Origin of the sequence: Nonomuraea rhizosphaerae (assembly GCF_019396405.1) — a bacterium.
GTDB classification, from domain to species: domain Bacteria; phylum Actinomycetota; class Actinomycetes; order Streptosporangiales; family Streptosporangiaceae; genus Nonomuraea; species Nonomuraea rhizosphaerae.
In genome coordinates this window covers 1-3,739 of the sequence record NZ_JAHKRL010000441.1, presented here as the reverse complement: position 1 = coordinate 3,739, position 3,739 = coordinate 1, and the positions used below count along the sequence as shown (strand labels likewise).

Annotated in this window: 4 protein-coding genes and 1 pseudogene; all 5 read left to right on the top strand. The window is 68.1% G+C overall.

Annotation, left to right across the window (positions count from 1 at the left end; translation table 11 throughout):
• A partial coding sequence (locus KME77_RS22700; RefSeq protein ID WP_219470950.1) for a ribonuclease HII occupies positions 1–304 on the top strand: 304 nt, incomplete at its 5' end.
• A gap of 39 nt (positions 305–343) precedes the next feature.
• On the top strand, positions 344–667 hold the full coding sequence (locus tag KME77_RS22695) for a DUF2469 domain-containing protein (protein WP_026215037.1): 324 nt from the start codon (positions 344–346) through the stop codon (positions 665–667).
• A gap of 1,709 nt (positions 668–2,376) precedes the next feature.
• A complete protein-coding gene (locus KME77_RS22690; protein ID WP_219470949.1) occupies positions 2,377–2,730 on the top strand; it encodes a YraN family protein in 354 nt (117 codons plus the stop codon).
• Position 2,731: 1 nt separating this feature from the next.
• Positions 2,732–2,983, top strand: a pseudogene (locus KME77_RS22685) (magnesium chelatase domain-containing protein); the annotation flags it as partial.
• 106 nt (positions 2,984–3,089) lie between these two features.
• Complete coding sequence (locus KME77_RS22680; RefSeq protein ID WP_219470948.1) at positions 3,090–3,680, top strand: DUF6907 domain-containing protein; 591 nt, start codon at positions 3,090–3,092, stop codon at positions 3,678–3,680.
• The last annotated feature ends 59 nt before the right edge of the window (positions 3,681–3,739 follow it).

The following is a 3,739-nucleotide window of genomic DNA, read 5'->3' as shown; positions in this document are numbered from 1 at the left end:
CATCCTCACGGACGGGTCCCCCGTCCCCGGCCTGCCGGCGCCGTCGCTGGCGGTGTGGAAGGGGGACCAGGTGGCCGCCTGCGTGGCGGCGGCCTCGATCGTGGCGAAGGTGACCAGGGACCGCATGATGGTCGAACTGGACGGCCAGTTCCCGGCGTACGGCTTCGCCGAGCACAAGGGGTACACCACCCGGGCGCACAGGCTCGCCCTGGGGACGCACGGCCCGTGCTCCCACCACCGTTACTCCTTCGTCACGGTGGCCAGGGAGATGGGGGAAAATGAAATGGGGGCCGGGGTTGCCTGACCAGGCGAACCGGGGGACCGGTACGACAGGAGGACCGCGATGAGCGCAGAAGATCTCGAAAAGTACGAAACCGAGATGGAGCTGCAGCTTTACCGCGAATACCGCGATGTCGTCGGACTGTTCACGTATGTCGTGGAGACGGAGAGGCGCTTCTACCTGACCAACTCGGTGGACCTGGACGTCCGGACGGCGGAGAACGGGGATGTGTTCTTCGACGTGAAGATGCAGGATGCTTGGGTTTGGGATATGTACCGGCCTGCACGGTTTGTGAAGAATGTGCGGGTGGTGACGTTCAAGGACGTGAACGTCGAGGAGCTCGCCAAGGCCGACCTGGAGATGCCGAAGGAGGGCTTCTCGGGGTAGGCGCTCTGCAGTCCTTTGGGGGCTGCTGTCTACCTGCTTGCCTGTTTGCCTGGTGCGGGGCATGGGCCGGTGGTTGGGGTGCGCCCTGGGGGTGACGTGCGGGCATCGGGGTTCTGGGACTTCGGGGAGTCTGGGGCTTCGGGCTTGGGTGGGCGGGGTGAGGTGGGTCTTACTGGGCCGGCCGTGTTTGTGGCGGCTGTGGGGCGTGGTGAGGTCGAGGTGAAGGCCTTATTGCGCTTTTGTGCAGGCTTCGGTGGGGTTCTGTGCGGTTGTGCGCGCTGATTGGGCGCCTGCTCTAGGTTTCGTGTGCACTGTTTGGTGGCTGAGGTGTTGGCTTGCTTGCTCGCCCGGTGGCTGTGACGTCTTTGTCCTTGTAGATCGCAGGCCTTGTTCCAGGCCTTGTGGTCTCTGCTTGGTCCGCTAGCTCGTGCTGCTCCAAGCTCGCCGCCGCTTCCTGGTGCTTGCGCCGCCCGGTCGGTGCCTTTCTGTGCCCGCCCTGCGCTCCACGCCCGCCTTGTACTCCGCGTTCGCATCGTGCTCTGTGTCCGTCTCGCGCTCTGCGCCCGCCTCGTACTCGTGCCTACCTACGCTTCGCGTTTACCTCAGCACCCCCGCATCCCTCCCCGCTGTCGGCCACTGCGCCGTCGCCTCACGCTCCCGTCAATGCGGTGACGTTGCCCTTGCCGTCGCTCGCCACGCCCGCCGCTGCCTCTCACAGCCCCGTTGCCCAGCTAACCTGCGTCCATCTTCTCCCTGTCCTTCGCGCCCCGCTCCTGTGCCCGCGCCTCGCTCTAACGCTCGCCTGCTTTAGCGCCTGAGCCCGTGCGTACCTTGCGTTCCGCCTCCACTCCGTCACCCGCCACCCCGCCGGGACGCCTCGCCACCTCAGCGCTCCACGCTTTCGTTCTCGAACCGCGCTCCACCCCTTTGCCGCCTCCGACTCCGCGACGCTTGTCGTCTACTCCGCCACCTGCGTTCCCTTGGCCACCCAGAATCGCCTAACCGCCCCTGCGGCCCCGCATCTCGTGCCCTCTACGCCCGCCCTGCGACCTGGGACCTTGCGCTCGTGCACCCGCTCTGCGCTCGTGCACCCGCTCTGAGACGCTGCACCTCGTACTCTTCGCCCACCTCGCATCCAGTGGCTCCGCCATGCCGATTCCTGGCTCGCAGTGGGCCCCTGTGGCGCCGAGCCCGTCCTGCCGCGCCGGCCTCTTGCGGCAAGCACCTCATCTGAGCCGTCGCGCCAGCCTGCCGCCGTCAGCCCCCACTCCCGGTCACCTCTTCGCCCCGTACGGCCCTCCACTCCCGAGTCAGCCCTCCACCTCGTCCGGCCTCCCATTTTCGGGCCAGCTCTCCACCCCAGGCGGTCCCCACTCCCGAGCCCGCCCTCCACCAGGCCGGCCCTCTTCATCCGTTCAACCCTCCACCCCGATCAGCCCTCCAGCTCGGCCTTACTCCCCACCTCAAGCCCTTCGCCACAGGCCGTCGCGCCCAGCCCACGCAGTCTCACCCCCCTGAGGACCCTGGTACCCAAGAGCCGCTTCCGCCCGAGCCCAGACAACCGGGCTCAGAGACTCAGCCCTTCCCCTCCCCACCCCGCCGGGTTATCCACACCCCCTCCCATCCTCACCCTCCCCATCCACAGAACCCCGTTCGGCGCCTCCACCCCCCACCCCGATAAGCCAAGGTCATCCCCCAGGAGGTGCACCATGCCCACGAGAAACGACCTCGGCAAACACGGCGAACAACTCGCCGCCACCTACCTGGAGTCCGAGGGAATGACCATCATCGAACGCAACTGGCGCTGCCGCCACGGCGAGATCGACATCATCGCCGAAGAGGGCCCCGCCCTGGTTGTAGTGGAAGTCAAGACCAGATCAGGCAAGTCACACGGCACAGCCCTGGAGTCCGTACGCCCCACCAAGCTGGCCCGTCTCCACATGCTCGCCGCCAAGTGGCTGGCCACCCAGCCCCGCACCTTCCCGACAGTCAGGATCGACGTGATCGCCCTGGAACGGTTCGCAGGCGACTACTCCCTGCTCCACGTACGGGGAGCGAGCTGAGATGGCGGTAGCGCGCACCCGCAGCGTGGCCCTGGTAGGTGTCACGGGCCGCAGTGTCGAGGTGGAGGCCGACGTGGGCAACGGCCTGGCGGGCATCCACCTCATCGGCCTGCCGGACACCGCACTCAGCGAGGCCAGGGAACGCGTCAGATCGGCAATGGTCAACAGCCACTACCCGTGGCCCGACGCCCGCATCACGGTGAGCCTGTTCCCGGCCAGCCTCCCGAAGCGAGGAAGTCAGTTCGATCTCGCGAAGCGCAAGATAAGGCTTACCTAGAAGTGAATAGGGCGGGCCCGCCAGGTGGTTGCACACCGAACGGGCCCTTGATCCACAACCTGCGTGAACAGGAAGAGATCCAGTGACCAACCGTACCTGCGTCACCCCTGACGCGACCACCACCCCGGGCTGCTCCGACGCCGAGACGGCGCAGACCGGGATCGAGACCCACGGCGCGGTCGAATACCGCGTCACCCCCCGCGCCGACGGGCTGGTCTCCTACATCCCCACCAGCACCCCCACGACGAGCTGCCCGCCGTGGTGCTCCACCGACCACGCCAACGGCATCGACGTCGAGCACGAGAGCAGCCCCCGCGACTTCACCGGCCTGACCGTCCAGCCGGGCGCCGGGGAGCGCGCGGCGGTCGCCGCCAGCCTGCGCCAGATGCCCGGCCAGGCCGCGCACGTCGCATTCGCCGTGTGCGAGCCCGTCGAGGCGCAGCTGGAGACCGAGTTCGAGGTGACGTTGGAGGAGGCCCTGCGCATCGCGTACGGCCTGCTCAACATCGTCCACGCGGCCCGCGCCGCCGCCCGGACGCAGGAGTCCGCCATCGACCAGACCACGTGCCCCGACTGCGGCGGCACGCCCCAGCTCGGTCTGTGCGACGCCCACCCGCACCACCCGAAGTGCCCCGACTGCGCCTGCGCCCTGTGCGAGGCGGAGCCCGAATAGCGCAGCGCCCCGTGCCGGGAATCCGACCTCCCGGCACGGGGCTCGACCCATCCCCTGCC